Here is a 26,309-nt window from a genome sequence, read left to right as displayed (position 1 = left end):
GTCACCGCGCGGCTGCGGGCAGACCCGTGATCCGCACACTGCCGGACGGGGCTCAGGCCCGCGCGGTGTGTTCCACGTCCACGCCGGAGTCCTGCCACCGGACGCGGAGTCCGGGACCGTCGTGCCACAGGACGGTCAGTTCCCGGTCGTCTTGCGCGCATACGGTCACCGTCTCCTCCAGCGCTACGGCGTCCGCCGCGCCGGTGAGGCGGCTCAGCGCCACGAACAGGGTCGGGCCCGCCCCCGTGACCCCGGTCAGCGCGTCATCGAGGCCCACGACGGGAAGCAGTTCGGACCGCAGCGCCTTCGGCGCGGCCCAGCCGGTGACCCGTACTGGTGTGCCGGGCTCCGCTCCCGTCACCCGGAAGGCCCGCACCTCCACCGCCCCCCGCACGAGCACGGCGCTCGTCACCCGGGCGCCCGCACCGGCCGCGTGCAGCGACGCCGCCCATCCGTCCCCCACGCCCAGCGGCTCGATGCCCGTGCGGCTCGGGTCGCCGCCGACGATCACGCTGTTGTCGTACGACGCCGAGGGCCCGGTCGCCGTCGAGTAGCCGAGCCGGGTGTAGTAGGGGTCGTAGCGGACGTCCTCGCTGCCGTGGTTGTGGAGGCGGACCACGCCGTCGGAACTCGTGGACTGGAGGAGCCAGTTGGGCGGGCCGATCGGGGTGACCGCGTCGGCTCGTTCGACCGGGGCCGCCTCCTCCGGTGCCGTCCACACCTCGTGGTCCGGCGGGAGCAGCAGGCCGATGAAGCCCTTGCTCGCCCAGTAGGGGGACGCCGGGCCCGAATAGCCTTGCAGCAGCGCGGTGTCGGGGCCGTGCCAGCCGAGGGTCAGCAGGCCGTGGGCGTCCACCGCGCCACGGTCGAGGAAGTACTTCAGCGCCCCGGAGGCGAGTCGGCGGGTCTGGCCGGCGGACAGGGGCGTACGCCCCGTGAGCGCGCCCAGCCACAGCGGGGCCGCGGTCGCGAAGCGGTACGTCAGGGAGCGGCCCTGGTGCATCGGGGCGCCGTCGCCGCCGAACAGGCGGGCGTAGTCGCGAAGATGGCGTTCCAGGCGGCGGCCGTACAGGTCGAGCAGCTTCTCGTCACCGGCGAGCCAGGCGTGCAGCACCGGGTAGAGGTGCATCGCCCAGCCGTTGTAGTAGTCGAACTTGCGGCCGTCGCCGTCCGTGTACCAGCCGTCGCCGGCGTACCAGTCCTCGATGCGGGCCAGGCCGTGGTCGACCGCCCGGTGCGCCGCCTGTGGCTCGTGGCCGATCTCGGCCAGGAAGCCGCCGACCGTCACCGGGAACAACTCCCAGTTGCAGGGCCAGGGTTCGGCGGTCAGCGCGTCGGCGAGCCAGGCCGCGGCGCGCTGCCGTACGGCGTCGTCGAGCCGGTCCCACAGCAGGGGCCGGGTCAGGCGCAGGGCGAGGGCGATCGAGGCGGCCTCGACGAGCGGCTGGCTGCGGTCCTCGATGCGCGGCCAGGCGCCCGACACCCCGGCCGCGAGTCCGTCCGCGTACCGCTGGAGCGCGGTCTCGTCGCGGCGGAAGGCGGCGAGGAGCAGGGTGCGGGCGTAGCCCTCCAGGCCGTCGGAGAGGCGCCCGGACCAGCTCTGGTGGTCGCCGGGGAGGTGATAGAGGGCGCGGTCCGCGGTGGCGTACGGCTCCACGGCGGCGAGCAGCGCGTCGGCCGCGGCCTCCCAGTGGGCGCGTGTGTAGCCGGTGCGCGGGCTCGGGCCGCGGTCCTCGGGAGGCAGCTGCATCGGTGCTCTTTCTCGCTCGTTCCGAACCTCGTACCGGGCCTCGTGCCGTTGGAACCTGGGGCGCCCCGGTTCCGGTCGGGGCGCCCCAGGGGCTCATCCCACCCGCACGGTGCCGTGGGGCACCAGGTGCTGGGCGAGAAGCTCGTCGCGCACCAGGCCCGCGTAGACGGTGGCGCCGTGGGCGGAGGTGTGCGTGTTGTCCTTCTTCTCGTCGTACAGGTACAGCGCCTTGGAGCCCGCCACACCGAGGGACTCCACGAGCGCCTTGGTCTTCGCCGTGAGGTCGATCAGCGGAACGTCCTCGGCGGCGGCGACCGAGCGGATCACCTCAGGATGATTGACGCCGAGCCCGTTGACCAGAAGCGCGATGTCGTTGTTCAGCGTGCCGTCGGCATTGAACCAGCGGCGCACGATCGGCGTGACCAGGACCGGCCTGCCGCCCTGCTCCCGTACGCCGGCCACCAGGGTCTCCAGGTTCGCGCGGTAGGTCGCCTCGTCGGTCGTCTTGTCGTTGTGCGCCAGCTGGATCAGGACCAGGTCACCCGGGCGGATCAACGGCTGGACGGTACCCCAGAGCCGGGGGTTCTGGAGGTAGGTGACCGTACTTTCGCCGGAGTCGGCGTAGTTGGCGACGGCGACGCCCTTGCGCAGGTACTGCGGGAGTTGCTGGCCCCAGCCGGAGTAGGGGTCGGCGGGCTGGTCGCAGACGGTGGAGTCGCCGACCAGGAAGATCTGCCGGACATGGCGGGAGGAGGGGGTGACGCGGATGTCGGCGAGTGCGGGGGCCGAGCCGCCGACGGTGAGGTCCAGCCCCGGAGTTCCGTCGGGGCCCGTCGGCTCGCCCTCGGGGGTGCGGACGTTCACGGTGAAACTGCGGGTGACGCGCCGGCCCGCGGCCGTGGCCGTCTCGGGGAGGAGCGAGCGCCGGGTCTCCCCGCTGATGCTCGTACTGGACGCGGCCGGGCCGCCGAGCCGCACCGTCACGTCGTAGTCGCCCGGCGGGACGTCGAAGTGGCAGGCGGTCTCCGTGCAGTTCTCCCTGCCGAGGGGCGGCTGCCGGTCATGGGCCTGGGCGGCGGGCGCGGCCGTCAGGCAGGCACCGAGGACGACCGCCGCGAGCGCGGCGACGCGAACACTGCTGAAACGTCTCACCCGGGACTCCTCCGTCGTGGCGACATGGCCTGGCGCGGACCGTACCGCCAATCAACAAGCGCTTTCTAGCCCATGGACCGATTTCTGCAAACTGCCAACTCCATGACTGCGAAAGCCCTTTCGCGAAATCGATTCAACTGCCACTCTCACACTCACCCGCACCCCCGCCCCACCGAAGGAGGCACCCCCATGTCCGGATCCACCGGGAGACCGCTCGGACGCCGCACCTTCGTCCTCGGCAGCGCGGCCGCCGCCGGTACCGCCGCCCTGACCGGCCCGCTGGCCGCCACCGCCTCGGCGGCGGGCTTCGGCTGGTCGGACGACGGTTCCAACTACGTCGTGGACACCGGCGCCAGCCTGGTCTTCAAGGTCAGCAAGACCAACGGCGACCTGACCTCGCTGGTCTACAAGGGCACCGAGTACCAGGGCTACGGCGGCAAGAACTCGCACGTCGAGTCGGGCCTCGGCACCTCGACGGTGACCATCGCCCAGTCGGGTTCGACGATCCTGGTCGCCGTCGCGTACGGCACGCTGAAGCACTACTACGCGGCCCGCAGCGGCGAGAACAACGTCTACCTGTGGACCAACAAGGCCGACTCGTCGGTCACCGCCACCCGGTACATCGTGCGCGTGAAGGCCGGCCTGTTCCTGAACGACGAGCCGGATTCCTACACCTACGCGCCCACCGTCATCGAGTCCGCGGACGTCTTCGAGAAGTCCGACGGCCAGACCCGCGCCAAGCACTACTCCAGGCTGCGGGTGATGGACTACGACTGCATCGGCTGGACGACCGGCAGCGTCGGCCTGTGGATGGTGCGCAGCAACCACGAGAAGGCCTCCGGCGGCCCGTTCTACCGCTCGCTGCTGCGCCACCAGAGCGCCGACGGCGGTGGCCTGTACGAGATCCTGTACTACGGCGAGAACCAGACGGAGTCGGAGCGCTACGGCCTCCAGGGCCCGTACGTCATCGCCTTCACGGACGGCGGCGCGCCCTCCTCGTCCCTGTACCCGGGCACCCTCACCACGTCGTGGGCGGACTCGCTCGGCATCTCCGGGTACGTGGCGGCCGGCGGGCGCGGGCGGGTGGCCGGCGTCGGCATCTCGGGGCGGGACACGGCGTACGCCTACACCGTGGGGCTGGCCAACTCGGCCGCGCAGTACTGGGGTTCGGCGCGCTCGTCGGACGGCTACTTCTCGATCGCGGGGGTGCTGCCCGGGACGTACACCCTCACCGTCTTCAAGGGCGAACTGGCCGTCTACACCGGCTCGGTGAGCGTCTCGGCGGGTTCGACCACCACCCTGAACACCCTCGCGATCCCGTCCTCCAACGATCCGAGCAACGCCTCCGCGATCTGGCGCATCAACAACTGGGACGGCACGCCGGGCGGGTTCAAGAACGCCGACCTGATGACGTACATGCACCCGTCGGACGTACGGGCCGCGTCCTGGACCGGGAACGTGGTCATCGGCAGCGGCACCGAGACCTCGGGCTTCCCCTGCTACCTGTGGAAGGACGTCAACAGCGGGATCATCGTCTACTTCAGGCTCACGGCCGCCCAGGCCGCCGCCGCGCACACCCTGAGGATCGGCGTGACGACGGCCTACGCGAACGGCCGGCCGCAGGTCGTCGTCAACGACACCTGGACCTCCGCCGTCCCCTCCCCGCCCACCCAGCCGAGCACCCGGTCGCTGACCGTGGGCTCGTACCGGGGCAACAACCACACGTTCACCTACAGCGTTCCGGCGTCCGCCTGGCTGACGGACACCAGCGCCTACAACACGCTGAAGATCTACGTGGCGAGCGGCTCGGGGACGACGTCCTACCTCAGCGCCGGCACCGCGATCGACGCGATCGACCTGCTGGCATGAGCTGAGGTCTCATCATGTTCCGCGTGTCCACTGCTGGTTCGTGCCGCCGTTGCACGTGTACGTGATGACGGCGGCGGAGTTGGCGGTGGACGCGCCGGACACGTCCAGGCACTCACCCGTCGTACGGGCCTTGATGTTCACGTACGACCCCGAGGTGACGACCGACCACTGCTGGGCGGTGGCGCCGGTGCAGTCCTGCTGGGTGACGTCGTTCGCGTTCTCCTGGAGGCAGAGCGAGCTGCCGCGGCCCATCAGTTCGTAGTAGCCGGTGCCCAGGTCCTTGAACCACCACTTCTGGTTGGTGCCGCTGTTGCAGGTGTACTGGCTGATCGCGACGGCCTCCCAGAGAGACTGGCTGGGGACGTCGGCGCACTTGCCGCTGTGCCGCGCGATCAGGGTGTTGTAGGTGGCGCCGGTGCCGCTGACCGTGCCGGCGGCCGTGTCGACGGAGACCTCGGGGTACCAGGACATCGACATCGAGGTGTCGGTCGGGAAGGTCAACGGCAGCCAGACGTAGCGGGAGTCGTTGACCGTGCCGCCGAAGGAGTTGCCCCAGCGGTCGCCCATGTAGAGGTACGAGGTGCCCGAAGTGCCGCTGACCGGAAGGACGTACGCGGTCTGGGAACCGTACGCCGTGGCGTCGCCGACGTTGGTCCAGGAGGTCCAGGGACCGGCCAGGGAGGTGGCGGTGGCGTACTTCTGCTGGTTGGGGCTCCAGCCGGTGGCCGCCGACGTCAGCATGAAGTAGACGCCGCCCCGCTTGAAGAGGGCCGGGGCCTCGCGGCTGGCGCCGGCCCAGGGGTTGGCGACCAGGCTGTCGATGGCGGTGTAGTCGGCGGTGAGTCTGTAGATGTGCAGGTCGGCGTTCTCGTTGGCGGCCGAGACCATGTAGGCGGTGCCGTCGGTGTCGACGAAGGTGGTGAGGTCCCGGGACATGTACTGGCCGAGCGGCTGGAAGCTGCCCTGGTAGGTGTAGGTCCCGTCGACGGTGCCGGAGACGGCGACCGCGGCCCTGGCCTCGCTGTAGTCGACGCCGTTCTCCTTGTGCATCCACATCACGAACTTGCCGGTGGCGGCGTTGTAGATGACCTTCGGGCGCTCGATGTAGGCGGTGCCGAGCTCGGAGGCGGAGGACTGGGTGAGGACGTGGTTGCGGAACTCCCAGGTCTTCAGGTCGGTGGAGCGGTAGGCGTCCACGTACTTGAAGGTGTTGTCGGAGTTGCGGTCCTCGCCGAACCAGTAGTAGTAGCTGCCGACTTTGATGACCCCGCCGCCGTGGGCGTGGACGATGTTCCCCGAAGTGTCGGTGAACTGGGTGCCGTTGGTGACGGTCTGGGAGGCGGCCGCGGCCGGTCCCGCGGTGGCCAGGGCGCCGATCACCGCCAGACAGAGGGACAGCAGGATCGCGTACGCACGTCTCATGTCAGACACGCTCCTTGGGGGATGGTTCGACCCGGTCGTTCGGGACTCCGAACGGCATTTGTCATGCCGGACGTTGTGATCGCCGAAAAGGTACGGGCGTGTTACGAGGAGGTCAACGGGTCTGACGAGACAAGGGGGAAAGCGATTTCTGGGACGGGCGGCTCCCCAAGGGGCAGGGGGGTCGGCGACCGCACTCCGAGGTCCGCATCATGGGCGATCTGTTCACGAAGTGGACACAGTCGGTCGTCCGGTGCCGGGTCGACTAGCGTCGGGGCATGACCAGCGACCCCTCCCCCAGCCTCGCCGACGCCCTCACCGCCGGGACGGTCGTGCTCGACGGCGGCATGTCCAACCAGCTGGCGTCCGCCGGGCACGACCTGAGCGACGAGCTGTGGTCGGCACGACTGCTGGCCGATCGGCCCGACGCGGTGAGCGACGCCCACCTCGCGTACTTCAGGGCGGGCGCCGATGTCGCGATCACCGCCAGCTACCAGGCCACCTTCGAGGGCTTCGGCAGGCGCGGGATCCCGCAGGAGGAGGCCGCCCGGCTGCTCGCGCTGAGCGTGGAGCTGGGGCGCGACGCGGTACGACGGGCGCGGGCGGAGGGGATCGTACGGCCGTTGTGGGTGGCCGCCTCGGTCGGGCCGTACGGGGCGATGCTCGCGGACGGCTCCGAGTACCGGGGGCGGTACGGGCTGAGCGTCGACGAGCTGGAGCGGTTCCACCGGCCGCGGCTCGAGGTGCTGGCCGGGGCGGCGCCGGATGTGCTGGCGCTGGAGACCGTGCCGGACGCGGACGAGGCGGCGGCGCTGCTGCGGGCGGTGCGGGGGCTGGGGGTGCCGGCCTGGCTGTCGTACAGCGTGGCGGGCGGGCGGACCCGGGCGGGGCAGCCGCTGGAGGAGGCGTTCGGCCTGGCCGCCGAGGCGGACGAGGTGATCGCCGTGGGGGTGAACTGCTGTGCGCCCGAGGACGTGGCGGACGCGGTCGAGGTGGCGGCGAGGGTGACCGGGAAGCCGGTGGTCGTCTATCCCAACAGCGGGGAGGTGTGGGACGCGCAGGCACGGGCGTGGACCGGGCGGTCGTTGTTCGACACCGAGCAGGTGGAGGGGTGGCGAAAGGCGGGGGCCCGGTTGATCGGGGGGTGCTGCCGGGTGGGGCCGGAGGCGATCGCCGGGATTGCCCGGGTGGTCTGAGGGGCGCCTGTTCACGGCGGGGGGCTGACCGTGGGCGGGTGCGGGCCGACCTGGGCTGGTCGCGCCCACGCGGCGGAGCCGCGCAGGCACACTGTCCGCGTCCCCTGGGGCGCTGAGGTCCCCGTGGGAACCGGTTGGCGGGGGTGGGGTTGACCAGGAAGAGTGAAGAGGCCGGGCGGAGCACGATACGCGACGTCGCCGCTCGGGCCGGGGTGTCCGCGTCCACCGTGTCCCGGGTGCTGGGCGGTGACTACCCCGTCAGTGCGGCCACCCGTACCCGTGTGCTGCGTGCCGTCCGGGAGATGGACTATGTCGCCGACGCGCGGGCCAAGGCCGTGGCCGGGGCCGGTACGCCCACGCTCGCCTTCGTGCCGGAGGACATCACCGGGCCGTCCTTCGCGCAACGTGTCGCTGGCCGGGTACGACGACATACCGTTCGCCCGCGATCTGCACCCCGCCCTGACCACCGTGCACGTGCCCTACGAGGAGCTGGGGCGGCTCGCCGTGCGGACCGCGCTCGGACACGGCGCCGAGTCGGCCGACGAACACCTGCTGCTCGGCACGCACGTGGTCGTACGGGACTCAGTGGCGGCGCACGGCGGCCACTGAGCGGCGCAGCCGGCGTACGCCGCGGGTCAGTTCGGCTGATCGCTCGGGGCGGGCCGACGGTGCCTGGCGGGTCCAGAGGGCGAACTCCGCGTCCCGGGGGCCGGACACCGTGCGGGGTTCGCCGTCGCCGAGGACGCGGACCGGGTGGGTGTCGTCCCAGGGCTGCCAGCCGGGGTCGCCGGTGGTGGCGAAGCGGACCCAGGCGCCGTGCATGGCGTCCGCCAGTTCCTGCGGGGCGCCCTCGCCGGCCAGCCGGGCCGAGTGGGGGTCCTCCCCGGTGTCGAAGACGAAGCCCAGTTCCAGGGCGTGGCAGGCGCCGAGGCCCGGGCGGTTGGAGGGCCAGGCGAACTCGTAGAGGTGGGCGGCGCCGGCGCGGGCCTCGGCCAGCCGGTGCAGCGGGAGGCGGAGCAGGTGGTCGGTGACCAGCTGGCCGACGATCTCGGCGGGGCCGGCGTCGGGACGCAGGGCGCGGTAGCCGCGCGGCACCTCGGGGCCGACGCGGCAGCGGGCCATGGCGCCGGCGAAGGCGACCGGGCCGAGCCGTTCGACGTGGTCGACGAGACCGCCGGGGACCAGCCAGAGCCGGTACTCGTCGCGGGTCCAGCCCATCAGCAGGTCGACGCCCCTGGCCGCCTCGCCGTCGAGGAGGGCCTGGAAGGGGTCGCGGGGAACGAGGTCGCCGTCGACGACGATCCCGAAGGCGGGGCCGCCGAGGACGGGGCTGCTCAGCCTGCCCGCCTCGGCCTGGGCGCGCAGCAGCAGGTCACGGTCGACCTCGGCGAAGGCCTGGGCGGTCGCGGGGATCCGCAGGCGGTTCGCCATCCGGCGGACCATGCGCCGTACCCTGTCCCGCTCCGCGGCCTCGGGCGGGCCGCTCTGCAGGACGGCCCGGCGGATCAGGCCCTGGGCCTGGGGCGCGGCGAGCAGGGCGCCGGTGCTGATGGCGCCGGCGGACTGGCCGCAGAGGGTGATGCGGGCCGGGTCGCCGCCGAAGGCCGCGATGGTGTCGTGGACCCAGCGCAGGGCGGCGAGCTGGTCGCGCAGGCCGGGGTTGGGCGGGGTGTCCGGGAACAGGCCGTAGCCCTCCACGCCCAGCCGGTAGTTCACCGAGACGAAGACGACCCCGTCCCGGGCGAAGGCGTGCCCGTCGTACACCGGTACGGCCGAGGAGCCCCTGGTCAGGGCGCCGCCGTGCAGCCAGACCAGGACCGGGAGCCGGGCTCCGGGGCCGGGCTCCGGGGTCCACACGTTGAGGTTGAGGCAGTCGTCGCCGGGGATCACCGGGTCGGACAGGTACTGCGCGAAGGCCTCCGAGTACGGCGGCTTGGGCGCCGTCGGCCCGAACGCGCCCGCGTCCCGGACGCCGTCCCAGGGCTCGGGAGGCACGGGCGGACGGAACCGGTGTCTTCCGAAGGGCGGGGCCGCGTACGGGATACCGCGGAACACGGCGACTCCGTGCTCCCACCTGCCGCGCACCGCCCCGTACGGGGTGCCGGCCACAGGCTCCACAGGGCCCTCGGGATCCTTCGGGTCCGTCCGCTCTGCCGTCATCCGCCCACCAGCTCCTCCCGCCGCGTGCGCCAGTACGCCGGTATGACAAGAGCATCACATCTGCTCCCGGTATTCCGGCACACACGTGGCCGGGCGGATACGGGCGGCTACGGGCCGCTACCGGATTCATTCGCAGTGCATCGGCCTTCAGGCCGAGGGTGAGGCGAATCTGGCAGTGGCGACGCGGAGCGTCGCAGACTCAGGTCCGGCGGAGCCGGAGACCGCGGTCTGCGGTGGTGCTCCACGCCGTAGACCTCGTCGACGCCTCCTTCACCGCTGACTTCACCGATTTCCGAGTGACCTGCACCCCCGCATAACCCCGGCCGCCTTGTTCGAAGTTTCGAAAGTCGCGCCCGCGAAGATCCCGTGATTTCCCAGGTCTTCACGCCGTGTTGACGCGCACCTATCGTAGGAAGCGCTTACTGGACGGCTTGCACACAGACCGCGGAAGCAGCGTTGGTCGCAACTTTCGTTACTTTCGTTGGCCCAAGGGCGGGCCGGAGAGGCGGGTTCCCCATGGTCCGTGCCGGGGGTACGAGCATGGCGGCGGCCGGTCCGACGCTGGCGGTGGTGGCCCGCGAGGCGGGTGTCTCCGTGCCGACCGCCTCGAAGGTGGTGAACGGGCGCGACGACGTGGCGCCCGAGACCCGCCGCCGGGTCACCGAGGCCCTCGAACGGCTCGGCTACGTCCGCCGGCCGCGGTTCGACGCGACGAAGGCCCCCACCCTGATCGACCTGGTCGTGCACGCGCTGGACAGCTCCTGGTCGGGGGCGGTGCTGCACGGTGTCGAGGAGGCCGCGCACGAGGCGGGGCTGGAGATCGTCGTGTCGGCGGGGCTGGCCCGCAGCCGGGCCGGCCGGCCGGAGCGCGGCTGGCTGGACAAGCTCACCGCACGCGGTTCCTCCGGGGTGCTGTTCAACCTGGCCGAGCTGACCCAGGCGCAGTACGCCTGGCTGGACCACCACCGCATCCCGTACGTGCTGATCGACCCGGTCCACGAACCCCCGGCGGGCGTGGTCTCCGTCGGGGCGGCGAACTGGCAGGGCGGGGTCACCGCGACCGAGCACCTGCTCGCGCTCGGCCATGAGCGGATCGCGGTGATCGCCGGAAACCGGCGCCGGATGTGCAGTGCCGCCCGGGTGGCCGGCTACCGCTCGGCGCTCGCCTCGGCGGGGGTGCGCCATCGGGGCGAGTACGTCCGGCACGCGGGCTTCGACGGGGGCACGGCCCGGCACCGTATGCACGAACTGCTCGACCTGCCGGAGCCGCCGTCCGCCGTGTTCGCCTGCTCGGACCGGATGGCGCTCGGGGCGTACGCGGCGCTGGCCGAACGCGGGCTGCGGGTGCCGGAGGACGTCAGCGTGGTCGGCTTCGACGATCTGCCCGAGGCACGCTGGGGTACCCCGGCGCTGACCACGGTCCGCCAGCCTCTGGCGGAGATGGCGGCGACGGCGCTGCGGCTGCTGGTGCGGCTGATGCACGGGGACCGTCCGGAGAGCACCCGGACGGAGCTGTCGACCAGGCTGGTGGAGCGGGCCAGTACGGCGCCTCCGCCTGCCCGTTCGGCCGTACGACGGTGACCGCGCCCTCATCAAGATCGTTTCCAGGGCATGAAACTCACCCTGCGCACCGCGGTGGCCTGCGCCCTGGCCGCAGCCGCCGCGGCCACGGTCCTGGGCACCGCCCGGGCCACGACCCTGACCCTCGCCCCGGGCCGCCACCACGCCACGGTGGCCGTCCCGGCCGACGAGCACGACCCGAAGGAGGACGTGGAGCTGGACGAGAACGGCCGCCCGGACCTCGGCGAGGACTGAGCGGGAGCGCCCCCGTCAGGGGCGCGGGGCGCCGCACGGGTCGGCCCCGACGGCCGCACGGTGCCCCACCGGCCGGTCTCTCAGTCGTCGCCGCTCTGACGCGGCTTCCCGAGCATGGCCTGGATCGCGTCCACGGCGCTGCCGTCGTGATCGCTGCCGGCCGTGCCCCGGCCGGCCTGGACGTTCGCCGTGCGGTCCACCTCCAGGATGGAGTCCGCGTGGGAGTTGTCGATCACCGTGATCAGACCGCCTGCCGCGTGCACGGGTGCCGTGGCCCCTGCGAGCAGTGCCGCCGTGGTCGCCGTGACGGCCGCGGCGGTTCGCAGCCGCGTCACACGCCCACGCCCTCGGACGCGGGGGCGGGGGCGGGCTCGTGGCGCCGTTCCCGGGCGATGTTGCGCTCCAGCAGGGTGGTGGACGCCTTGACGCCGACGCCGCCGGCCGCGTCGACCACCGGCAGCCTGCCGTCCGCGGACTTCAACTCGCTCAGCGCCGAGTCCACCGCCTCGTGCGCGGCGAACAGACAGGGCGTGGAGTAGATCGCGACGTCGACGCCGAGGTCGTCCAGCTCGCTGAGCGAGAGACGGGGTGACTTGCCGCCGGCGATCTGGTTGAAGAGCAGCGGTTTGTCGCCGACGACCCCTCGGATGCGGCGGATCCACTCCTCGCTGCGCACCCCGTCGACGAGGATCACGTCGGCGTCGGTGGCGGCGAGCCGCTCCGCGCGGTGCAGGATGTCGTGCTCGTCGGTGGCGTCCGTACGGGCCACGACGACCAGGTCCTGGCGGGTCTCCAGGACCTTCTCCAGCTTGTCCAGGTACTCCTCCAGGGGCAGCACCTGTTTGCCGTCGGCGTGCCCGCAGCGGCGCGGCCGCTTCTGGTCCTCCAGGATCACCCCGGAGGCACCGATCCGCTCCAGCCCCTCCACGACGTGGCAGGCGACCTCGGGGTCGACGTAGCCGTCGTCGATGTCGACGAGGAGATGGTGGTGCGGGAACGCGCCCCGCAGCCGCTGGACGAAGGCCACCATGTCGGGCCAGGCGATGAACCCGATGTCCGGCAGGCCGTAGTACGAGGCGGCGAAGCCGAAGCCCGACACGAACATCCCGTCGTAGTGTTTGGCCGCGATCGACGCCGAGTACATGTCGTACACGCCGATCAGCGGGGTGGTCCCCGGCCTGGCGATCTGCTCGCGCAGCTTCTTCCCGTAAGTCAAGGTCCGGCTCCTCCGGTGGGTGGGTGGCGCGACAGCACGAGCGGCCGCCGCGTCTCTACAGCCCTTTGCCAAGACAAGAGCATCTCTAGATACACACGTGACCATCTCCGTGCGCGACCTTTACTCACTCCAATGGCGGATCGGTTTCACCGGAGAAACGTCACTGGCCGAGCCGGGCGGTCCAGGCGAGGCCCCCGTGCACGTGGGCCAGGAAGGCCGGATCCCGGTAGGCCTCCCGGGCGTGCCCGAGGGCTGTGTAGAACACCCGTCCGGCCCCCTGCTCCCGGCACCAGGCCAGCGGATGGTCGTCCCCCATCCCGCCTCCGTCGTACGAGGTCTCGTCGGCACTCAGCAGCACCCGCACCCGGCCGCGCGGGCTGTCGCGGAAGTCGTACCACTCGTCGGTGAAGTCCCAGACGGCGGGCAGGTGCCGGGTCGCGGGGTGGTCGCGGTCCTCGACGAGCGCCCGGCCCGGCTGGTACGCCGGGTGGCGGTCGAAGCGGGCGCCGAGGAGCTCGCCGTAGTGCGGCCAGTCGTACTCGGTGCAGGCCGCCGCGTGCACTCCGGCGAAGCCGCCGCCGGCCGCCACGTAGGCAGCGAGCCGCGCACGCCCGGCCGGCGTCAGGATCTCGCCGCTGGTGGAGAGGAAGACGACGGCCGCGTATCCGTCCAGGGGCTGTTCGAGGGCGGCCGGGTCCTCGGTGGCGTCGACGTCGAACCCGGTGGACTCCCGTACGGCGGCGACGGCGTCGGGGATGGAGTCGTGGCGGTAGCCGGTGGTGCGGGTGTGGACGAGCAGTCGAGGGGCCATGTCCGCATGATCACCCAGAGCCGGGGCGGCTCAAAGACCCGGCGTCGGCACGCTGTTGTCGGGCGGGCCGCCGTCGCCGTCGGTCGGCAGGTCACCGCGCCGCACCGGCTGGTCGTCGGTGAAGGCCGGGTCGGGTGAGGGCAACAGGGTGTCCAGTTCGCCGGCGGTGGGACGGTGCACGGCGCGCAGCGCCTTGCCCAGCACCGCGCCGGAGACCCCGCCCTCGCCCTCCAGCCACACCACGCAGTCCTTCTTGTCCACCTCGTACTTGTGGTGCCCGGCATGGCGCGGCCGGTCGGTGTAGAGGTGGATGACGGCGCCGGTCCGGTCCGTGTACGCGGCGGAGAAGCCGTCGTCGCCCTGCACGCCGACGGACTGCTGGGCGAGGGTGAAGCCCGGCGCGTCGGTGACGTAGACCAGCTCCGGTGCCATCCCCGACGCCGCTGCCCTGGAGGCCAGTTCGGCCGGGTCGGCGGGGGCACTGGAATCCCCGGAAGTTCGCGAGCCCGCCTTCTCGGTGCCGCAGCCGGTGAGCAGGGCGGTCGCGAGGAGCAGGGGCGGCAGGACGCGCACGGCACGGATCATGCGCCCATCGTGCCGCACAGGTGTTCCACAGAGGAGCGGTTTTCCCGCGTGCCGAGCCCCCGTACCGCACCGGGAGCGGATGGCCGCGGCCGGAACCGGACACCGGTCCCCCACTCCCCCACTCCTCCCCCCACTCCTCGACCACTCCTCGACCACTCGATGCCGGTGACGCCCGATCTCGCCGCGGCCGTCGCCGGCTTCACCCGGCGGACCGGGGTGAGACCCATCCCCGGCGGAGCCCGTCCGGGCCTCGGGACCCGCACCCCGTCGACCGGGGCGCCTCGCCGCGCCCGACCGCCGCCGGCCTGCCCGTCACCCCGCTGCCTGCGGTGGCGGCGACCGCCCTCGCCCCCGCAGAGCTCCGACCCTGCCGAGGGCCCGGTGTCGCTCTCCTTCACCGGCGGCGCTCGCACGGCCCGGTGACCTCTCACCGAGCCGGGTGGCTGAGCCGGGTGTCCGATTCCTTCAAGACCGGCGACCGGCCCCCGCCTACGGTGACGGCATGACTCCACGATTCGCCGTGCTCGGCCTCGTCACCTCCGACCTGACCGCCTCCCTCGCCTTCTACCGCCGCCTCGGCCTGCGGTTCCCGCCCGGTGCCGAGGAACAGCCGCACGTCGAGGCCGAGTTGCCCGGAGGGCTCACCCTCGCGCTGGACACGGAGGAGACGATCCGCTCCTTCCACCCGGGCTGGCGCCCGCCGTCCGGCGGCGGCCGGGTGTCACTCTCCTTCCGCTGCGCCTCACCCGCCGAGGTCGACGCGCTCTACGACGACCTGGTCGGCGCCGGCCACCACGGCGAGCTCACACCCTGGGACGCGTTCTGGGGCCAGCGGTACGCCACGGTGCACGACCCCGACGGCAACGGCGTCGACCTGTTCGCCCCGCTACCCGCCGAGTAGCCCGGTCAGCGGCAGACCCGCCAGCTCCCGTACGTCCCGGGAGAGGTGCGGCTGATCCGCGTACCCTGACCGGACCGCCGTCTCCGCGAGCGGCACCCCGGCCCGGGCGAGCGCGAGCGCCCGCTGCATCCGCAGCACCCGGGCGAGCGTCTTGGGCCCGTAGCCGAAGGCGGCACGACAGCGCCGGTGCAGCCGGCGGGCGCCGAGACCGAGTTCGTCGGCGGCGGCCGCCACGGACCGCCCGGCGTCCAGGGCTTCGACGAGCCGCCGCAGCGACGGGTCGGGAGGCGGGGTTCGTTCCAGGGCGATCTCCTCCAGCGCGGCGGCGGGATCGACGGCCCCTCCGACGCGGGCCCGTAGCCGCCGCACGTCGGCAGCCGGCCACAGGTCACTCAGTTCGACCCGCTGATCAAGCAGCGCGTACGCCGGCACGCCGAGCAGGGCCGGCGCGGTACCCGGGTAGAAGCGCAGGCCCACCCACACACCCGGGACGCCCTCAGTGAGGTACGCACGCGTATCAGGCCCGGCGACCAGCAGCCGCCCCTCATGCCAGAGCAGATCCATACACCCGTCGGGCAGCACCCGCCCGGCGCCACCCTCGTCGGTCCTGTTCACCCAGACGACCGCACCGGAGATCCGAGACGCCCGTTCCCTGTACACGGACGCCAGCCTAGACGCGCCCCGTCAGGGACGCGGGGCCCTGTTCGACGCGGCGGCCTGATCGCGCCCCAAGGGGCGTGGGGCCTTGTCCGACATGCGGCCACCGGCGCGTGGGCGCGACCAGCAACGACGACCCCGCACCCCGCCCCGTCGCGAACCCCCGCGACGAACCCGGCGCCGGCCTCACGCCTCCGGCTTCCGCGGCGGCGGATGGCTGCTCTTCACATGCGCGCGCAACCGCGCCGTGACGTCCTCCGGCGGCAGGAACCGGGACCACCGCTCCGGGAACTCCGACGGCATGTCGGGGTCGTCGGGATCCCCGGGATCGGCCTCCCGCGCCGCGGCCGCACGGGCCACGTACTCGGCGACCTGGGCCTCCCGCAGCCGCTCGTTGGCGGCGCGCGCCGCGGCCGTCGCGGCGGCCGGCCAGACCCGGTCGATCGCGGCGTTCACGGCGGCGCCGACCAGCACGGCGAAGGCCGAGACGCCGATCCACAGGAGCACGGCGACGGACGCGGCGAGGGAGCCGTAGATCGTCGCGCCCTCGATGGTGCTGGTCAGGTAGATGCGCAGCAGGAAGCTGCCGAGGACCCACATGGCCAGGGCGACCAGAGCGCCGGGCACGTCCTCGATCCACGGCGAGCGCACCGGCACGGAGACGTGGTACAGCGTGGTCAGGAAGACGATGGACAGGACGATCACGACCGGCCAGTACAGGACCTGGACGAGCGTCTCCGACCAGGGCACGATCCCGACCACCGCGTCCGGGCCGGCCACCATCAGCGGCAGCGCGACCGAGCCGATCAGCAGCGCGGCGATGAAGAGCAGGAAGGAGACGATCCGGGTCTTCACGATGCCCCGGACGCCGTCCAGGCCGTACATCACGGTGATCGTGTCGATGAAGACGTTCACCGCGCGGGAGCCCGACCACAGGGCGAACAGGAAGCCGATGGAGATGACGTCGGGGCGGCCGCCCTTCATCACGTCGTTCAGGATCGGCTCGGCGATCTCCTTGACGCCCTTGTCGGACAGGACCGTGCGGGAGGCCTCCAGGAGGTTGGCCTCCAGGCTGGCGATGGTGTGGGCGCCGGTCCAGTCGTCGACGTAGCCGAGCAGTCCGATGAGCGAGAGCAGCAGCGGTGGTACGGAGAGCAGGGTGAAGAAGGCGGCCTCGGCGGCCAGGCCGAGGATGCGGTACTCCATGCAGGAATTGACGGTGTCCTTGAGCAGCAGCCAGGCCGTCCTGCGCTTGGAGACGTTCCGGTAGAGGGCTCTGGCCCGGTGGAGCCGGCCGGAGGGCCGCTCGGGAGTGTCGCTTGCTGACTGCACGCCCTAACGGTATCCGCCGCCCGGGGCCCTCCTCACCTCACGGGGCCCGGGCCGGGGCGGACTCGTCGAGCGGGGCCGTTGTGTCAGGCTGGAGACCACCGCCGCAGCCCCGGGTAGGTTCACAGACATGGCAGGCAACACCACGCACACCGTGACCAACCAGCCGCCCCCGCTGGTCGGGTACGACCTGTTCGGAGCCGACCGGGCCCTGGTCGAGGCCGTCGAGCGGCACACCGCCCCGGAGCTGCTCGACGAGGTGCGCGCAGAGCTCTCGGGGCTCGGCGCCTCGGCCGGCTCGGCGCAGTTGCAGGAGTGGGGGGCGCAGGCGAACGAGCACCCGCCGCGGCTGCGCACCCACGACCGCTACGGCCACCGGATCGACGAGGTCGAGTTCCATCCCGCCTGGCACCGGCTGCTCGGCAAGGGCGTCGGCGCGGGCCTGACCACCGGCTGGATCCGGCCGTCCGGGCACGTCCGGCGCGCCGCCGCGTTCCTGGTCTGGACCCAGGTCGAGGCCGGCACCTGCTGCCCGCTGTCGATGACCAACGCGGCGGTGCCCGTGCTGCGCGCCGATCCGGAGCTGGCCGCCGCGTGGGAGCCGCTGCTGAGCTCGGTGATCTACGACCGTGAGCTGCGGCCCGCCGCGCGGAAGGCCGGCGCCCTGTTCGGCATGGGCATGACGGAGAAGCAGGGCGGCAGCGACGTACGGGCGAACGCGACCGCCGCCGCTCCGCTCGCCGAGGCCGGCGCGTACGCCCTCACCGGCCACAAGTGGTTCTGCTCGGCACCGATGTCGGACGGCTTCCTGGTGCTGGCCCAGGCGTCCGCCGGGCTCACCTGTTTCCTCGTCCCGCGGGTACTGGAGGACGGCACCCGCAACGTCTTCCTCCTCCAGCGGCTCAAGGACAAGCTCGGCAACCGGTCGAACGCGTCCGCCGAGGTCGAGTTCGACCGGACCTGGGCGCGGCGCGTGGGCGAGGAAGGGCGCGGGGTGCGGACCATCATCGAGATGGTCGCCGCGACCCGGCTCGACTGCGTGCTGGGCTCGGCGGGGCTGATGCGGCAGGCGGTGGCGCAGGCCGTGCACCACGCCACGCACCGCGAGGCGTTCGGCGGGCGGCTGGCCGACAAGCCGCTGATGCGCAACGTGCTGGCCGACCTCGCGATCGAGTCGGAGGCCGCGACCGCCCTCGCGCTGCGGCTGGCCGCCGCCTACGACGACGGCGGCGAGTCCGAACAGGCCCTGCTGCGGCTGGCCTTGCCGGCCGCCAAGTACTGGGTGACCAAGCGCTGCGCGCCGCTCGTCGTGGAGGCCGCCGAGTGCCTGGGCGGCAACGGCTACGTGGAGGAGTCGGGCCTGCCCCGGCTGGTCCGCGAGTCCCCGCTCAACTCGGTCTGGGAGGGCGCCGGCAACATCCAGGCCCTGGACGTGCTCCGGGCTCTGCAACGCGAACCGGGCGCGCTGGACGCCTACCTCCAGGAGATCGGCCGCGCCCACGGCGCCGACCACCGCCTGGACCGCGCGGTCAAGGACCTCTTCTCCGAACTGGCCGACCTGGAGGGCATGGAGGGCAGGGCCAGGCGGCTGGTGGAACGGCTGGCGACGGTCCTCCAGGGTTCGCTCCTGGTCCGCTTCGCGCCGCCGGAGGTGGCGGACGCCTTCTGCGCGTCGAGGCTGGGCAACGACTGGGGCTCGACGTTCGGCACCCTGCCGAGCGGCCTGGACCTCACGGCGGTAGTGGACCGGGCCCGGGCCTGCTGAGGACGCTCCCCGCAGCTCCCCAGGGGCGCGAGGCCGTATTGACATGCGGCTCCGCCGCGTGGGCGCGAGCAACCCACCACAACCGTGAGCCGCCGGGGCACCTGGTGACGCGCCCCCTGCTGCGACCGGCCCGCACCGGCCGACGGGGGTGGTGCTGCGCCGACACGGCACCACCCCCGCCCCTTCGGCCCATGTCAGGCCGCTGACGCCGCGGCGTCCGCTCAAGTTTCGGCCACCCCCCGCCCGTCCACCAGGGTTGCAAGGGGTTGCAACATATCGACGGCTGTGTGCGGACTGTGTGCCTCCGGCACCGGAAAACGGCAGTATGAGACGCGCAGTCGGACCGGAACCCGCCGCCCGGACGGCTTGACAGCGACTCATCGATGCCTTTTCGAGGCGTATCCGGGAGGACCTCAGTGGGGAACCCGCCGATGGACCTGGCGCGACTCGCCGCGAAGGACGCGGCGCAGGCGGCGCGGGTACTGAACGAGGTACGCGAGGCCAGACTCTCCGGACAGCCTGGGCGACTGGCGCCCCGGCCGGTGATCGAACAGTCCTGGGGGCGCATGCTGCGCAGCGGCGTCGACCCCGACCACGACTTCCGTTCGGGGCTGCTGTCCGCCGACGAAGTCCGGCGCAGACGCGAGGAGTCACCGCTCAAGGACGTACTGCCGGTGCTGCGCGAGGGGCTGCTTCCGGTCGCGGACACCGGCCGGCACATCATGGTGGTGGCCGATGCCGACGGCCGGGTGCTGTGGCGGGAGGGATCCTCTCCGGTGCTGCGCAAGGCGGACGGGCTCGGCCTCGAACTCGGCGCGGACTGGCGCGAAGACGTCGTCGGAACCAACGGGGTCGGCACCCCGGCGGTGGTGCGCAGGCCCGTGCAGGTGTTCGCCGCCGAGCACTTCGCGCGCTCACACGTCGCCTGGACGTGTTCCGGCGCCCCGATCACCGACCCCCGGGACGGCAGCCTGCTCGGTGTGGTGGACGTCAGCGGCCCGCTGGAGACGATGCATCCGGCCACCCTGGCCTGGGTGAACTCGGTGGCGAAGCTCGCCGAGGCCCGGCTGCGGGAGCTGCATCTGGACGCGCTGGAGTCGCTGCGGGCGGTCGCGGCCCCGGTGCTGGCCCGGCTCGGCGGGCGGGCGCTGGTGGTGGACGCCGACGGCTGGACCGCGGCGGTCACCGGCGTGCCGTATCCACGGCGGCTCACGCTGCCCAAGTCGCTGTCGCCGGGCCGCCGGTGGCTGCCCGCGCTCGGGCTGTGCGCGGTGGAGCCGCTGGCCGGGGGCTGGCTGCTGCGGGCGGTGGACGAACCGGCGCCGGTGGGCGGGGGCCGGCTCGTGCTCGACCTGGCCCGGCCGCGCCGGCCCTCGGTGACGGTCGGCGCCGGCACGGGCTCGTGGTCCCGTGAACTCAGTCCCCGGCACGCCGAGTTGCTGTACCTGCTGGCGGTGGGGCGCGCCGGGCGCAGCGCGGCCGGGCTGGCCGAGGACATCTTCGGGGACGCCTCGCGGACCGTGACCGTACGCGCTGAGATGTCCAGGATACGGCGGTATCTCGGGGCACTTCTCGAACACCGGCCGTACCGCTTCAGGGAGGACGCCGAGATCGAGGTGGTGCTCCCCGACGACCCGAGCGACCTGCTGCCGCACTCGACGGCCCCGGCCGTGACGGCGGGCCGGGCGCCTCGCCCCCGCTGAACGTCCCAGTTCCCGAACGTATGCAACGCATCCGGGCATCCGGGTCATCCGAGGAGGTATCTTCCGCATATTTGCGCGGACTTCGACGCACGGCGACTCCGGCTGCCGTAGCATCCGAGTACGGGCCTCCCCACCTGCTCCTTGATCAACGCTGGGACCATCAGGCGCAGTTGGCCCGCCTCGGGAGGACACATGAAGCATCGCGGCAGACACCGGCGGCGCAGACGGGGTGTGGCGCTGCGCGCCGCCCTGGCCGGGACCGCGCTGGCGCTCACCGCGACGGCCACGATCGTCAGCGCCTCGCAGGCCACCGTCGCCGAGAACCCCGGCGCGCTGAAGCCACTGACCTCCACCGCCGACACCGCCCGGCTCCAGCTCCAGGAACGCCTCGTACCGCGCCGCTCGCTGGACCGGCTCGCCTCGGCGATGGGCGGCACGGTCGGGGTCACCGACGTGCTGGCCGAGTCCGACCACACCCTGCGCGAGGCGGCCGACTGCGGCTCCGACGACCGGGACTCGCTGCCGGTCACCCCGGCCGCCACCGAGGCGTACTGCTGGGACCCCGCCGACACCCTCACCGACGACTGGCAGCCGGCCTCGGTGACCACCTCCTCGGAGGCGGACGACGACGGCCTGTGGGGCGCCAACCGCGTCGTCCTGGCCGGCTGGACGCACAGCACCGGCAGCGGCCCCGCCGCCTCCCGGGGCCTGGCCAGGATCGCGGTGATCAACGCGAACGCCCCCGCCCACCCCTCCTACTCCTGGGTCCTGCTGACCGTGCCCAGCGCCGACGGCAGCACCTACCGGGGCCTGACCTCGCAGATCTCCGGCATGGCCTGGTACCAGGACAAGCTCCTGGTCACCACCGTCCAGGGCAGTGCCGAAGCGCTCTACGTCTACGACCTGAACCGCATCCAGCGGACCTCGGTGCTGACCGGGGCGATCGGCCGGGTGCGCGGCGGCTGGTCGGCCGACGGCTTCCGGTACGTGATGCCGGCCGTCGGCTCGTACCGGTTCACCGACGGGGCCTGCTCCCCGACCGGGCCGCCCTGTCCGAGCGCGCTCTCGGTGGACCGGGGGACGGCCCCGGACAGCCTGGTCCTCGGCGAGTGGACGTCCGCCGGCAGTGACCAGCACGCCCGGCTGTGGCGGTACGCGTTCGACAAGGATCCGGGGCGCGGCGGACTGCTCGCCACGGACACCTTCGGCCGGGCCGACGCGGTCGAGGCGTACCGGACCGGGGCCTCGGAGATCCGGGGTGTCCTGTCGTACCGGCCGCCGGGCGCGACGGACTCCGCGTGGTACGTCGGGCACCTGCCCGGCGCCATGGACGGGCACGGCAGCCTGTGGCGCCAGGACGCCAAGGGCGCGCGGGCGGCCGACTGCGGCTCGGACGCCTCGCACCGCTGCTGGGCCGAGGGCACCGGATCGCTCTCCTACGCGCCGGACACCGGAGAGGTGTGGTCGGTCAGCGACCGCATGCTGTTCTCGGTCCCGCTGCGCTCGATCGACGCGTCCTTCGGATAACGGCTGTCGACATGTCCGGGACCGGGATGATTGCCTGGCCCCATGAGCAGCATCGTCGTGACCACCTGGTCCCTGGAGCAGACCTCCCCGGCCGACCTCCGGCCCGCCGCCGTCCCGGACGGCGACACGGTCGGGATCGTCCGCGCCGAGGTCCCCTCCCCCGAGTTCAGCCGCTTCCTGTACGCCTCGGTCGGCGGTGACATCCGATGGACCGACCGGCTGGGCTGGAGCCACGCCCGCTGGCAGCAGCACCTGGCGCGGCCGGGCGTGGAGACCTGGGTCGCGTACGACCGGGGCACCCCGGCGGGCTATGTGGAGCTCGACCCGCAGGACGACGGGGTCGTGGAGATCGTCTACTTCGGTCTGATCCCGGCGTTCCGGGGGCGCCGCATCGGCGGTCACCTGCTCTCGTACGGCGCCGCGCGCGCCTGGGACCTGGCGGAGCGGTGGGCGGAGCGGCCGCCGACGAAGCGGGTGTGGCTGCACACGTGCAGTCTGGACGGCGAGCACGCGATGGCGAACTATCAGCGGCGGGGTTTCCGGCTGTTCGACACCAAAGTCGCGGAGGAACCGGACGTCTCGGCGCCCGGACCGTGGCCCGGGGCGCACACCACCGCGTGAGACGGGGCGTGACCCACAACACTCCGTCTCATTATTCGGAATAGATGAGTCCGAATCGCGGACGATGGTGGACTGCCCGGAGATCCGCGTGACACGCTTCCGTCATGTCTGGAACTGGAATTGCCTTGGTGAGTCGACGCCACGTCGATCTCGGCCGCATGTCCAGCGCCATCTGTCCGGCGGGCTGAGAGCACAGCACCGCCGCGCCGCCCTGTCCAGACCTCTCCCCGCGCAATGTTGCGCGCCTGTGCCCGTATGCGCCCGCAGGCGCAGGTCAGAGCCTCCCACCTGTCCGAAGGACGTATATCGCCATGGCCGCCACCCCTCAGAACCCCGCTGCCTCCGCGCCGCGCCGCAAGGTGAGCCGTCACCGCGGCGAGGGGCAGTGGGCCATGGGTCACCACACCCCGCTCAACGGCAACGAACAGTTCAAGAAGGACGACGACGGTCTCAATGTGCGGACACGCATTGAGACGATCTACTCCAAGCGCGGCTTCGACTCGATCGACCCCAACGATCTGCGCGGACGTATGCGCTGGTGGGGCCTGTACACCCAGCGCAAGCCCGGCATCGACGGTGGCAAGACCGCCGTCCTGGAGCCGGAGGAGCTGGACGACAAGTACTTCATGCTGCGGGTGCGGATCGACGGCGGCCGGCTCAGCACGCGGCAGTTGCGGGTGATCGGCGAGATCTCGCAGGAGTTCGCGCGGGGCAGCGCGGACATCACCGACCGGCAGAACATCCAGCTGCACTGGATCCGGATCGAGGACGTGCCCGAGATCTGGAACCGTCTTGAGGCGGTCGGGCTCTCCACCACGGAGGCGTGCGGCGACTGCCCGCGTGTCGTGATCGGCTCGCCGGTGGCCGGTATCGCCGAGGACGAGATCATCGACGGCACCTGGGCGATCGACGAGATCCACGAGCGGTACATCGGGAGCAAGGAGTTCTCCAACCTGCCGCGCAAGTTCAAGACGGCGATCTCCGGCTCCCCGCTCCTGGACGTCGTCCACGAGATCAACGACGTGGCGTTCGTCGGCGTCGAGCACCCCGAGCACGGCCCCGGCTTCGACCTGTGGGTCGGCGGCGGCCTGTCCACCAACCCGAAGATCGGCGTCCGGCTCGGCGCCTGGGTGCCGTTGAACGAGGTCCCGGACGTCTGGGCCGGCGTCGTCGGCATCTTCCGGGACTACGGCTACCGGCGGCTGCGCACCCGCGCCCGCCTGAAGTTCCTGGTCGCCGACTGGGGCCCGGAGAAGTTCCGCCAGGTGCTGGAGGACGAGTACCTCAAGCGGAAGCTCGTGGACGGCCCCGCCCCCGGTGAGCCGGTCCAGCGCTGGCGCGACCACGTCGGCGTGCACCGGCAGCAGGACGGCAACTTCTACGTCGGGTTCGCCCCGCGCGTCGGCCGCGTGGACGGCGCCACCCTGGCGAAGATCGCGGACCTCGCCGAGGCGCACGGCTCGGGCCGGGTGCGGACCACCGTCGAGCAGAAGATGATCATCCTCGACGTGGTGGAGGCACAGGTCGAGTCGCTGGTCGAGGCCCTTGAGGCGCTGGACCTGACCGCCAAGCCGTCCCCGTTCCGGCGCGGCACCATGGCCTGCACCGGCATCGAGTACTGCAAGCTCGCCATCGTCGAGACCAAGCAGCGCGGCAGCTCGCTCATCGACGAGCTGGAGCGCCGGCTGCCCGAGTTCGACGAGCCGCTCACCATCAACCTCAACGGCTGCCCGAACGCCTGCGCCCGTATCCAGGTCGCGGACATCGGTCTCAAGGGCCAGCTGGTCCTCAACGACGAGGGCGAGCAGGTCGAGGGCTACCAGGTGCACCTGGGCGGCGCGCTCGGCCTGGAGGCCGGGTTCGGCCGCAAGGTGCGCGGTCTCAAGGTGACCGCGGACGAACTGCCCGACTACGTCGAGCGGGTGCTGCGGCGCTTCCAGGCGGAGCGCGCGGACGGCGAGCGGTTCGCCGCCTGGGCCGCCCGCGCCGGCGAGGAGGCCCTCTCATGAGCGAGCGGGCCGCCCCCTTCTACTGCCCCTACTGCGGTGACGAGGACCTGCGTCCCGGTGAGCAGGGCCACGGCGCCTGGGAATGCGCCGCCTGCAACCGCGCATTCCAGCTGAAGTTCCTCGGGCTGCTCGCCCGGGGGCTGAAGCACTCCGAAGCTGGAGGGGAACAGATATGACCACCGCTCAGGAAGAGCGAACCACCGACGAATTGAGGGCGCTGGCCGAGCAGGCCGGCCGTGACCTCGAAGACGCCTCCGCCCTGGAGATCCTCCAGTGGGCGGTGGACACCTTCGGCAAGGGCTTCTGCGTGACCTCCTCCATGGAGGACGCCGTGGTGGCCCATCTGGCGTCCCGCGTCCAGAAGGGCGTGGACGTCGTCTTCCTCGACACCGGCTACCACTTCCCGGAGACCATCGGCACCCGGGACGCGGTCGAGGCGGTGATGGACGTCAACGTCATCACCCTCACCCCGCGCCAGACGGTCGCCGAGCAGGACGCGGAGTACGGCCCCAGGCTGCACGACCGCGACCCCGACCTGTGCTGCAGGCTCCGCAAGGTGCTGCCGCTGGAGCGGGGCCTGAAGAACTACACCGCCTGGGCGACCGGGCTGCGCCGCGACGAGTCCAGGACCCGGGCCGGAACCCCGGTCGTCGGCTGGGACGAGAAGCGGCAGAAGGTCAAGATCTCCCCGATCGCCCGCTGGACCCAGGACGACGTGGACGCCTACGTCGCCGAACACGGGGTGCTGACCAACCCCCTGCTGATGGACGGCTACACCTCCGTCGGCTGTGCCCCCTGCACCCGCCGGGTGCTGGAGGGCGAGGACGCGCGCGCCGGCCGCTGGGCGGGGCGGGCCAAGACCGAGTGCGGACTGCACGGATGACGGCCATCGGGCTTTCGACGAACCAGGAGAACAACGTGACGACCGGAGCCACCGTCTGGCTCACGGGTCTGCCGAGTGCCGGCAAGACCACCATCGCGTACGAGCTGGCCGGCCGGCTGCGCGAGGAGGGCCACCGCGTCGAGGTGCTCGACGGCGACGAGATCCGCGAGTTCATCTCGGCGGGCCTCGGCTTCAGCCGCGAGGACCGGCACACCAACGTGCAGCGCATCGGCTTCGTCGCCGAGTTGCTGGCCCGCAACGGCGTCAAGGCGCTCGTCCCGGTGATCGCCCCCTACGCGGACAGCCGCGACGCGGTGCGCAAGCGCCACGCGGAGAACGGCACCGCGTACGTCGAGGTGCACGTGGCGACCCCGGTCGAGGTGTGCTCCGTACGCGATGTGAAGGGTCTGTACGCCAAGCAGGCCGCGGGTGAGCTGACCGGGCTGACCGGCGTGGACGACCCGTACGAGGAGCCGGAGACGCCCGATCTGCGGATCGAGTCGCAGCACCAGAGCGTGCAGGAGTCCGCGGCGTCCGTGTACGCCCTGCTGAGCGGGAAGGGACTGGCATGACGACGACCGTGGCGGCGCACGGGGAGGGCACGGGCACCCCGTACGCCCTGTCGCACCTGGACGCGCTGGAGTCCGAGGCGGTCCACATCTTCCGCGAGGTGGCGGGCGAGTTCGAACGACCGGTGATCCTCTTCTCCGGCGGCAAGGACTCCATCGTCATGCTCCACCTCGCACTGAAGGCGTTCACCCCCGCCGCGATCCCCTTCTCCCTCCTCCACGTGGACACCGGACACAACTTCCCCGAGGTCCTCGACTACCGCGACCATGTGGTGAGCGCACATGGACTGCGCCTCCACGTCGCCTCCGTCCAGGACTACATCGACCGCGGCGTACTCAAGGAACGCCCCGACGGCACCCGCAACCCCCTCC

26 protein-coding genes and 1 pseudogene are annotated in these 26,309 nt (G+C 72.2%); 17 read left to right on the top strand and 10 right to left on the bottom strand.

The features are described from left to right. Nucleotides 1–52: 52 nt before the first annotated feature. Both AB0P24_RS33900 and AB0P24_RS33895 read right to left on the bottom strand, forming a co-directional pair. Nucleotides 53–1,750: a DUF2264 domain-containing protein gene (locus AB0P24_RS33900; protein ID WP_365800806.1), complete on the bottom strand. Its 1,698-nt coding sequence runs from the start codon at nucleotides 1,748–1,750 to the stop codon at nucleotides 53–55. A gap of 93 nt (nucleotides 1,751–1,843) precedes the next feature. Next, nucleotides 1,844–2,902, bottom strand: coding sequence for a rhamnogalacturonan acetylesterase (locus AB0P24_RS33895; RefSeq protein WP_365800804.1), 1,059 nt, complete (start codon nucleotides 2,900–2,902; stop codon nucleotides 1,844–1,846). A 189-nt stretch (nucleotides 2,903–3,091) separates the two neighbouring features. Here AB0P24_RS33895 and AB0P24_RS33890 point away from each other — a divergent pair, with 189 nt between their 5' ends. Beyond that, nucleotides 3,092–4,771: a rhamnogalacturonan lyase B N-terminal domain-containing protein gene (locus AB0P24_RS33890; protein ID WP_365800802.1), complete on the top strand. Its 1,680-nt coding sequence runs from the start codon at nucleotides 3,092–3,094 to the stop codon at nucleotides 4,769–4,771. A 12-nt stretch (nucleotides 4,772–4,783) separates the two neighbouring features. Here the strand turns inward: AB0P24_RS33890 and AB0P24_RS33885 are convergent, their stop codons facing one another. Then, nucleotides 4,784–6,193, bottom strand: coding sequence for an RICIN domain-containing protein (locus AB0P24_RS33885; RefSeq protein WP_365800800.1), 1,410 nt, complete (start codon nucleotides 6,191–6,193; stop codon nucleotides 4,784–4,786). A 275-nt stretch (nucleotides 6,194–6,468) separates the two neighbouring features. On the opposite strand from AB0P24_RS33885, the gene mmuM reads away from it, so the two are divergent. From mmuM to AB0P24_RS33870, 3 genes and pseudogenes are all read left to right on the top strand, one after another. Then, complete coding sequence (gene mmuM / locus AB0P24_RS33880) at nucleotides 6,469–7,386, top strand: homocysteine S-methyltransferase (RefSeq protein WP_365800798.1); 918 nt, start codon at nucleotides 6,469–6,471, stop codon at nucleotides 7,384–7,386. Nucleotides 7,387–7,535: 149 nt separating this feature from the next. Next, nucleotides 7,536–7,736, top strand: a pseudogene (locus AB0P24_RS33875) (LacI family DNA-binding transcriptional regulator); the annotation flags it as partial. Between the two features lie 55 nt (nucleotides 7,737–7,791). Further along, complete coding sequence (locus AB0P24_RS33870) at nucleotides 7,792–7,995, top strand: substrate-binding domain-containing protein (protein ID WP_365800796.1); 204 nt, start codon at nucleotides 7,792–7,794, stop codon at nucleotides 7,993–7,995. On the opposite strand, the gene AB0P24_RS33865 is transcribed toward AB0P24_RS33870, so the two are convergent. Continuing rightward, entirely contained in the window at nucleotides 7,969–9,546 is a 1,578-nt protein-coding gene (locus AB0P24_RS33865) for a carboxylesterase family protein (protein WP_365800794.1), read from the bottom strand. The two genes, AB0P24_RS33870 and AB0P24_RS33865, sit on opposite strands and share 27 nt — an antisense overlap. A 516-nt stretch (nucleotides 9,547–10,062) precedes the next feature. Between AB0P24_RS33865 and AB0P24_RS33860 the strand changes: the two genes are divergently transcribed. Then, complete coding sequence (locus tag AB0P24_RS33860) at nucleotides 10,063–11,127, top strand: substrate-binding domain-containing protein (RefSeq protein WP_365800792.1); 1,065 nt, start codon at nucleotides 10,063–10,065, stop codon at nucleotides 11,125–11,127. A 30-nt stretch (nucleotides 11,128–11,157) separates the two neighbouring features. Next, nucleotides 11,158–11,361: a hypothetical protein gene (locus tag AB0P24_RS33855; protein ID WP_365800790.1), complete on the top strand. Its 204-nt coding sequence runs from the start codon at nucleotides 11,158–11,160 to the stop codon at nucleotides 11,359–11,361. An 80-nt stretch (nucleotides 11,362–11,441) separates the two neighbouring features. Here AB0P24_RS33855 and AB0P24_RS33850 read toward each other — a convergent pair whose 3' ends face one another. From AB0P24_RS33850 to AB0P24_RS33835, 4 genes are all read right to left on the bottom strand, one after another. After that, nucleotides 11,442–11,696 (bottom strand): hypothetical protein, encoded by a 255-nt coding sequence (locus tag AB0P24_RS33850; protein ID WP_365800788.1) that lies wholly within the window; start codon nucleotides 11,694–11,696, stop codon nucleotides 11,442–11,444. Continuing rightward, nucleotides 11,693–12,577, bottom strand: coding sequence for an isocitrate lyase/PEP mutase family protein (locus tag AB0P24_RS33845; protein ID WP_365800786.1), 885 nt, complete (start codon nucleotides 12,575–12,577; stop codon nucleotides 11,693–11,695). Before AB0P24_RS33845 ends, AB0P24_RS33850 begins: the two co-directional genes overlap by 4 nt. A gap of 160 nt (nucleotides 12,578–12,737) precedes the next feature. Next, complete coding sequence (locus AB0P24_RS33840; RefSeq protein ID WP_365800784.1) at nucleotides 12,738–13,388, bottom strand: ThuA domain-containing protein; 651 nt, start codon at nucleotides 13,386–13,388, stop codon at nucleotides 12,738–12,740. A 30-nt stretch (nucleotides 13,389–13,418) separates the two neighbouring features. After that, nucleotides 13,419–13,973, bottom strand: a complete 555-nt coding sequence (locus AB0P24_RS33835; protein WP_365800782.1) for a membrane lipoprotein — start codon at nucleotides 13,971–13,973, stop codon at nucleotides 13,419–13,421. Nucleotides 13,974–14,475: 502 nt separating this feature from the next. Here AB0P24_RS33835 and AB0P24_RS33830 point away from each other — a divergent pair. Further along, complete coding sequence (locus tag AB0P24_RS33830) at nucleotides 14,476–14,874, top strand: VOC family protein (RefSeq protein ID WP_365800780.1); 399 nt, start codon at nucleotides 14,476–14,478, stop codon at nucleotides 14,872–14,874. Here AB0P24_RS33830 and AB0P24_RS33825 read toward each other — a convergent pair. Beyond that, complete coding sequence (locus AB0P24_RS33825) at nucleotides 14,860–15,534, bottom strand: helix-turn-helix transcriptional regulator (RefSeq protein ID WP_365800778.1); 675 nt, start codon at nucleotides 15,532–15,534, stop codon at nucleotides 14,860–14,862. The two genes, AB0P24_RS33830 and AB0P24_RS33825, sit on opposite strands and share 15 nt — an antisense overlap. 183 nt (nucleotides 15,535–15,717) lie before the next feature. Beyond that, the gene (locus AB0P24_RS33820; RefSeq protein WP_365800776.1) at nucleotides 15,718–16,863 is read right to left on the bottom strand and encodes a YihY/virulence factor BrkB family protein; all 1,146 of its coding nucleotides are present in this window, start codon (nucleotides 16,861–16,863) and stop codon (nucleotides 15,718–15,720) included. Between the two features lie 127 nt (nucleotides 16,864–16,990). On the opposite strand from AB0P24_RS33820, the gene AB0P24_RS33815 reads away from it, so the two are divergent. The 10 genes from AB0P24_RS33815 to AB0P24_RS33770 form a co-directional block, all read left to right on the top strand. Continuing rightward, complete coding sequence (locus AB0P24_RS33815) at nucleotides 16,991–18,625, top strand: acyl-CoA dehydrogenase family protein (protein WP_365800774.1); 1,635 nt, start codon at nucleotides 16,991–16,993, stop codon at nucleotides 18,623–18,625. Between the two features lie 431 nt (nucleotides 18,626–19,056). Then, nucleotides 19,057–20,328, top strand: a complete 1,272-nt coding sequence (locus AB0P24_RS33810) for a GAF domain-containing protein (protein WP_365800772.1) — start codon at nucleotides 19,057–19,059, stop codon at nucleotides 20,326–20,328. A 192-nt stretch (nucleotides 20,329–20,520) separates the two neighbouring features. Next, nucleotides 20,521–21,855, top strand: a complete 1,335-nt coding sequence (locus AB0P24_RS33805; RefSeq protein ID WP_365800770.1) for a hypothetical protein — start codon at nucleotides 20,521–20,523, stop codon at nucleotides 21,853–21,855. A 42-nt stretch (nucleotides 21,856–21,897) separates the two neighbouring features. Beyond that, nucleotides 21,898–22,476 (top strand): GNAT family N-acetyltransferase, encoded by a 579-nt coding sequence (locus tag AB0P24_RS33800; protein ID WP_365800768.1) that lies wholly within the window; start codon nucleotides 21,898–21,900, stop codon nucleotides 22,474–22,476. A 104-nt stretch (nucleotides 22,477–22,580) separates the two neighbouring features. Next, the gene (locus AB0P24_RS33795; RefSeq protein WP_309500612.1) at nucleotides 22,581–22,664 is read left to right on the top strand and encodes a putative leader peptide; all 84 of its coding nucleotides are present in this window, start codon (nucleotides 22,581–22,583) and stop codon (nucleotides 22,662–22,664) included. 123 nt (nucleotides 22,665–22,787) lie between these two features. Continuing rightward, nucleotides 22,788–24,485, top strand: coding sequence for a nitrite/sulfite reductase (locus AB0P24_RS33790; protein ID WP_365800766.1), 1,698 nt, complete (start codon nucleotides 22,788–22,790; stop codon nucleotides 24,483–24,485). Beyond that, nucleotides 24,482–24,661 carry a hypothetical protein gene (locus AB0P24_RS33785; RefSeq protein WP_365800764.1) on the top strand — a complete coding sequence of 60 codons (180 nt, stop codon included), beginning with the start codon at nucleotides 24,482–24,484 and terminating at the stop codon, nucleotides 24,659–24,661. The genes AB0P24_RS33790 and AB0P24_RS33785 overlap by 4 nt, the downstream gene beginning before the upstream one ends. Next, nucleotides 24,658–25,368 carry a phosphoadenylyl-sulfate reductase gene (locus tag AB0P24_RS33780; RefSeq protein WP_365800762.1) on the top strand — a complete coding sequence of 237 codons (711 nt, stop codon included), beginning with the start codon at nucleotides 24,658–24,660 and terminating at the stop codon, nucleotides 25,366–25,368. The genes AB0P24_RS33785 and AB0P24_RS33780 overlap by 4 nt, the downstream gene beginning before the upstream one ends. Further along, nucleotides 25,365–25,940, top strand: coding sequence for an adenylyl-sulfate kinase (gene cysC / locus AB0P24_RS33775; RefSeq protein WP_365800760.1), 576 nt, complete (start codon nucleotides 25,365–25,367; stop codon nucleotides 25,938–25,940). Before AB0P24_RS33780 ends, cysC begins: the two co-directional genes overlap by 4 nt. Then, on the top strand, nucleotides 25,937–26,309 hold a 373-nt coding region (locus AB0P24_RS33770), incomplete at its 3' end, for a phosphoadenosine phosphosulfate reductase family protein (RefSeq protein WP_365800758.1). The genes cysC and AB0P24_RS33770, both read left to right, overlap by 4 nt.

Origin of the sequence: Streptomyces sp. NPDC086519 (assembly GCF_040686075.1) — a bacterium.
GTDB lineage: Bacteria > Actinomycetota > Actinomycetes > Streptomycetales > Streptomycetaceae > Streptomyces > Streptomyces shenzhenensis.
Note: the sequence above shows the minus strand (reverse complement) of the source record. Positions and strands in the feature narration are given on the sequence as shown.

Excerpts from the sequence above, each read along its gene's own strand:
- AB0P24_RS33805 (WP_365800770.1), top strand. The coding sequence starts at position 20,521 with ATGAAGCATCGCGGCAGACACCGGCGGCGCAGACGGGGTGTGGCGCTG.
- cysC (WP_365800760.1), top strand. The coding sequence starts at position 25,365 with ATGACGGCCATCGGGCTTTCGACGAACCAGGAGAACAACGTGACGACC.
- AB0P24_RS33890 (WP_365800802.1), top strand. The coding sequence starts at position 3,092 with ATGTCCGGATCCACCGGGAGACCGCTCGGACGCCGCACCTTCGTCCTC.
- AB0P24_RS33790 (WP_365800766.1), top strand. The coding sequence starts at position 22,788 with ATGGCCGCCACCCCTCAGAACCCCGCTGCCTCCGCGCCGCGCCGCAAG.
- AB0P24_RS33800 (WP_365800768.1), top strand. The coding sequence starts at position 21,898 with ATGAGCAGCATCGTCGTGACCACCTGGTCCCTGGAGCAGACCTCCCCG.
- AB0P24_RS33815 (WP_365800774.1), top strand. The coding sequence starts at position 16,991 with ATGGCAGGCAACACCACGCACACCGTGACCAACCAGCCGCCCCCGCTG.
- AB0P24_RS33835 (WP_365800782.1), bottom strand. The coding sequence starts at position 13,973 with ATGATCCGTGCCGTGCGCGTCCTGCCGCCCCTGCTCCTCGCGACCGCC.
- AB0P24_RS33840 (WP_365800784.1), bottom strand. The coding sequence starts at position 13,388 with ATGGCCCCTCGACTGCTCGTCCACACCCGCACCACCGGCTACCGCCAC.
- AB0P24_RS33780 (WP_365800762.1), top strand. The coding sequence starts at position 24,658 with ATGACCACCGCTCAGGAAGAGCGAACCACCGACGAATTGAGGGCGCTG.
- AB0P24_RS33885 (WP_365800800.1), bottom strand. The coding sequence starts at position 6,193 with ATGAGACGTGCGTACGCGATCCTGCTGTCCCTCTGTCTGGCGGTGATC.
- AB0P24_RS33855 (WP_365800790.1), top strand. The coding sequence starts at position 11,158 with ATGAAACTCACCCTGCGCACCGCGGTGGCCTGCGCCCTGGCCGCAGCC.
- AB0P24_RS33810 (WP_365800772.1), top strand. The coding sequence starts at position 19,057 with ATGGACCTGGCGCGACTCGCCGCGAAGGACGCGGCGCAGGCGGCGCGG.
- AB0P24_RS33830 (WP_365800780.1), top strand. The coding sequence starts at position 14,476 with ATGACTCCACGATTCGCCGTGCTCGGCCTCGTCACCTCCGACCTGACC.
- AB0P24_RS33900 (WP_365800806.1), bottom strand. The coding sequence starts at position 1,750 with ATGCAGCTGCCTCCCGAGGACCGCGGCCCGAGCCCGCGCACCGGCTAC.
- AB0P24_RS33860 (WP_365800792.1), top strand. The coding sequence starts at position 10,063 with ATGGTCCGTGCCGGGGGTACGAGCATGGCGGCGGCCGGTCCGACGCTG.
- AB0P24_RS33785 (WP_365800764.1), top strand. The coding sequence starts at position 24,482 with ATGAGCGAGCGGGCCGCCCCCTTCTACTGCCCCTACTGCGGTGACGAG.
- AB0P24_RS33795 (WP_309500612.1), top strand. The coding sequence starts at position 22,581 with ATGTCTGGAACTGGAATTGCCTTGGTGAGTCGACGCCACGTCGATCTC.
- mmuM (WP_365800798.1), top strand. The coding sequence starts at position 6,469 with ATGACCAGCGACCCCTCCCCCAGCCTCGCCGACGCCCTCACCGCCGGG.
- AB0P24_RS33865 (WP_365800794.1), bottom strand. The coding sequence starts at position 9,546 with ATGACGGCAGAGCGGACGGACCCGAAGGATCCCGAGGGCCCTGTGGAG.